Annotated in this window: 5 protein-coding genes; 2 read left to right on the top strand and 3 right to left on the bottom strand. The window is 66.5% G+C overall.

The window, feature by feature from the left end; translation table 11 throughout:
* The coding region (locus sphsw_RS13200; RefSeq protein WP_327195647.1) for a hypothetical protein at positions 1–253 on the top strand (253 nt) is incomplete at its 5' end.
* A 17-nt stretch (positions 254–270) separates the two neighbouring features.
* Here the strand turns inward: sphsw_RS13200 and sphsw_RS13195 are convergent.
* From sphsw_RS13195 to sphsw_RS13185, 3 genes are all read right to left on the bottom strand, one after another.
* Positions 271–717, bottom strand: a complete 447-nt coding sequence (locus sphsw_RS13195) for a hypothetical protein (protein ID WP_052380937.1) — start codon at positions 715–717, stop codon at positions 271–273.
* A 13-nt stretch (positions 718–730) separates the two neighbouring features.
* Positions 731–1,156 carry an OsmC family protein gene (locus tag sphsw_RS13190; RefSeq protein WP_031441012.1) on the bottom strand — a complete coding sequence of 142 codons (426 nt, stop codon included), beginning with the start codon at positions 1,154–1,156 and terminating at the stop codon, positions 731–733.
* 88 nt (positions 1,157–1,244) lie between these two features.
* Positions 1,245–1,553: a glycine zipper 2TM domain-containing protein gene (locus sphsw_RS13185; protein ID WP_037532560.1), complete on the bottom strand. Its 309-nt coding sequence runs from the start codon at positions 1,551–1,553 to the stop codon at positions 1,245–1,247.
* 351 nt (positions 1,554–1,904) lie between these two features.
* On the opposite strand from sphsw_RS13185, the gene sphsw_RS13180 reads away from it, so the two are divergent.
* On the top strand, positions 1,905–2,461 hold a 557-nt coding region (locus sphsw_RS13180; RefSeq protein ID WP_042467269.1), incomplete at its 3' end, for a trimeric intracellular cation channel family protein.

The raw sequence follows: 2,461 nt of genomic DNA, 5'->3' as shown, positions 1-2,461 counted from the left end.
CTGCGACCCGTCGAGACGCCATGTTTGGGTCATGCTCAACCTCGTCTCGATCCTCATCGGCCTCGTCACCCTTGCGCTGGGTCTCGTTGCCTTCTTCCCGCTGCTCGGCTGGATGAACTGGCTGGTCATCCCGATCGGCATCGTCGGCGCTGCGGTGGGTGCGCTGTCGTCGAGCAATGCCGGGCGTAATCTGAACATCGTGCTGATCATCATCTTCACGCTGCGGCTGATGCTCGGTGGCGGAATCATCTGATCTCAGGAGTCTTGGGGTCAGCGGCAGCGGATCCGGCCGCGATCGACCGACCGGCCGGGCAGCGCACCGCCGCGGGTATCGACCAGTGTGCCGATCAGCCGTGACTCACCGCGTGCGATAATATTGCCGAGCACGCCGCCGGCCAGCCCGCCGGTAATCAGCCCGGTCGTCCCGTCCTCGCGGCGGCAATAATAGCGGCCGTCGGCGCCGCGATACAGGCGATCCGCGCGGCTCAGCCGGCGCACCGCATAATAGCGGCCATCGCGAAAATACCGGTCCGCGAAATAGCCGCGCTGCCCTGGTTCGGGGCGATCATGATCATAGGCGCGGTACCGCTGCCAGTCGCCGGCGTCGCGTCGTGCGCCGCCGGCGATCGTCTGTCCACCAGCCGCGGCGGCACCGACGACCCCCGCCTCAAGCCCCGCACCGAGCAGGACGAGGGCGATGGTCGCGGCGATCCGCATGCCGGCGCGTCGATCAGGCAAGCGTGTGGTCGAGCGTGATGTCGGCGTTCAAGACCTTCGACACCGGGCAGTTCGCCTTGGCATCCGCCGCGATCGTCGCCAACTCGTCGGCCGAGATGCCCTCGACCTTCGCGTTCAGCGTCAGCGCCGACTTGGTGATCTTGAAACCGTCGCCATCCTTGTCGAGCGTCACCTTCGCGCTCGTCTCGAGCGTGCCCGCCTCATAACCCTTGGCCGCGAGCGCGAAGCTCAGCGCCATGGTGAAGCAGCTCGCATGCGCGGCGGCGATCAGTTCTTCGGGGTTGGTGCCGGGCTCGTTCTCGAACCTTGTGTTGAAGCCGTACGGCGAGTCGGACAAAACGCCCGACTGCGTCGAGACATGGCCCTTGCCGCTCTTGCCGAGGCCTTCATAGCTGGCCGAACCGCTGCGTGTCGTCATTTTCGGATCCTTCGAAACATGAAAAAGGGCGCCGCGGTTTCCCGCGACGCCCCCCTTCAACGCATCAGTCCGCAATGCGGTGCGTGGTTTAGCGGCAACGACGATTATTGTTGCTCGTGCCCTTGTCGATCGCGCGACCGGCCAGGCCACCCAGGACCGCGCCGCCGAGCGTGCCGACCGTGCGGTCGCCGCGCGTGTCGACCGTGCGGCCGAGGAGCGCGCCACCGACGCCGCCGATGATCGTGCCGGTCGTGCCATTGCTCTTCTTGCAATAGGTCCGGCCGTCGCGACCGCGCCATTCGCGCTTGCCGCGCTGCGCATCGGCGGCCGAGATCGGCACCGCGAGCGTCGGCAGGACGAGGGCGGTCGCGCTGAGTGCCATGATCAACTTACGCATAAAATCTACTCCCGTTTGTAATGATCTGTGTCCGTAACGGCCGGCGTTTACCCCCGGTTGCATGAACCCAAAACAACGTCGCGTTCATCTTCGCTCCGGGCATCCTGGGTCGTGCAGGGCACGCAATCTGTCCCCGTTATCCACAGCAAGTTATCCACAGGCTGTGCACAAAAGGATAAGAACCGGCAAAATTGTGCCTCGCACACGGGCTGTCCGGGCACTTTTCCCCGTTATCCACAAAGAATTATCCCCGCCTGTGGATAAGTTCGTCCTCAGCCGGGAAATCGCGCAAAATCCGGTCGCGGCTGCACCCTCGCTTGTGTCGTGCGCCACAGCGGCTAGGCCGGGGGGATGCTGCCCGTTACGATCCTGTCGCCCGACGTCCTTCCCGCCGCCGCGCGCTGGCTCGATCTCGCCGGGCTCGCGGTGTTCGCCGCCTCGGGCGCGCTCGCCGCGGCCAAGCGGGGGCAGACCGTCGTCACCGCGATCTTCTTCGGGCTGATCACCGGGGTCGGCGGGGGCACGGTGCGCGACCTGCTGATCGACGCGCCGGTCTTCTGGGTGCACGACGCGCGCGCCGCCAGCATGTGCCTGATCGTCGCGCTGGTGATCTGGATCACGCCCGAACGCTGGTGGCGCGACGAGGCGCTGGGCTGGTTCGATGCGATCGGGCTCGCCGCCTATGCGGTGTTCGGTGCGGCCAAGGCGCTGGGCTATGGCGTGCCGCCCGTGCCCGCGGTGCTGATGGGGGTGATGAGCGCCTGCTTCGGCGGGATCATCCGTGACGTGCTCGCGGGCGAACCCTCGATCCTGATGCGCCCCGAACTCTATGTCACCGCGGCGGCGCTCGCCGCGGCGAGCTATGTCGGCCTCGTACTGCTGGGCGTGCCGATCGGCTGGTCCGCGGT

Origin of the sequence: Sphingomonas sp. FUKUSWIS1 (assembly GCF_000733135.1) — a bacterium.
In the GTDB taxonomy this organism is placed as follows: domain Bacteria; phylum Pseudomonadota; class Alphaproteobacteria; order Sphingomonadales; family Sphingomonadaceae; genus Sphingomonas; species Sphingomonas aerolata.
Note: the sequence above shows the minus strand (reverse complement) of the source record. Positions and strands in the feature narration are given on the sequence as shown.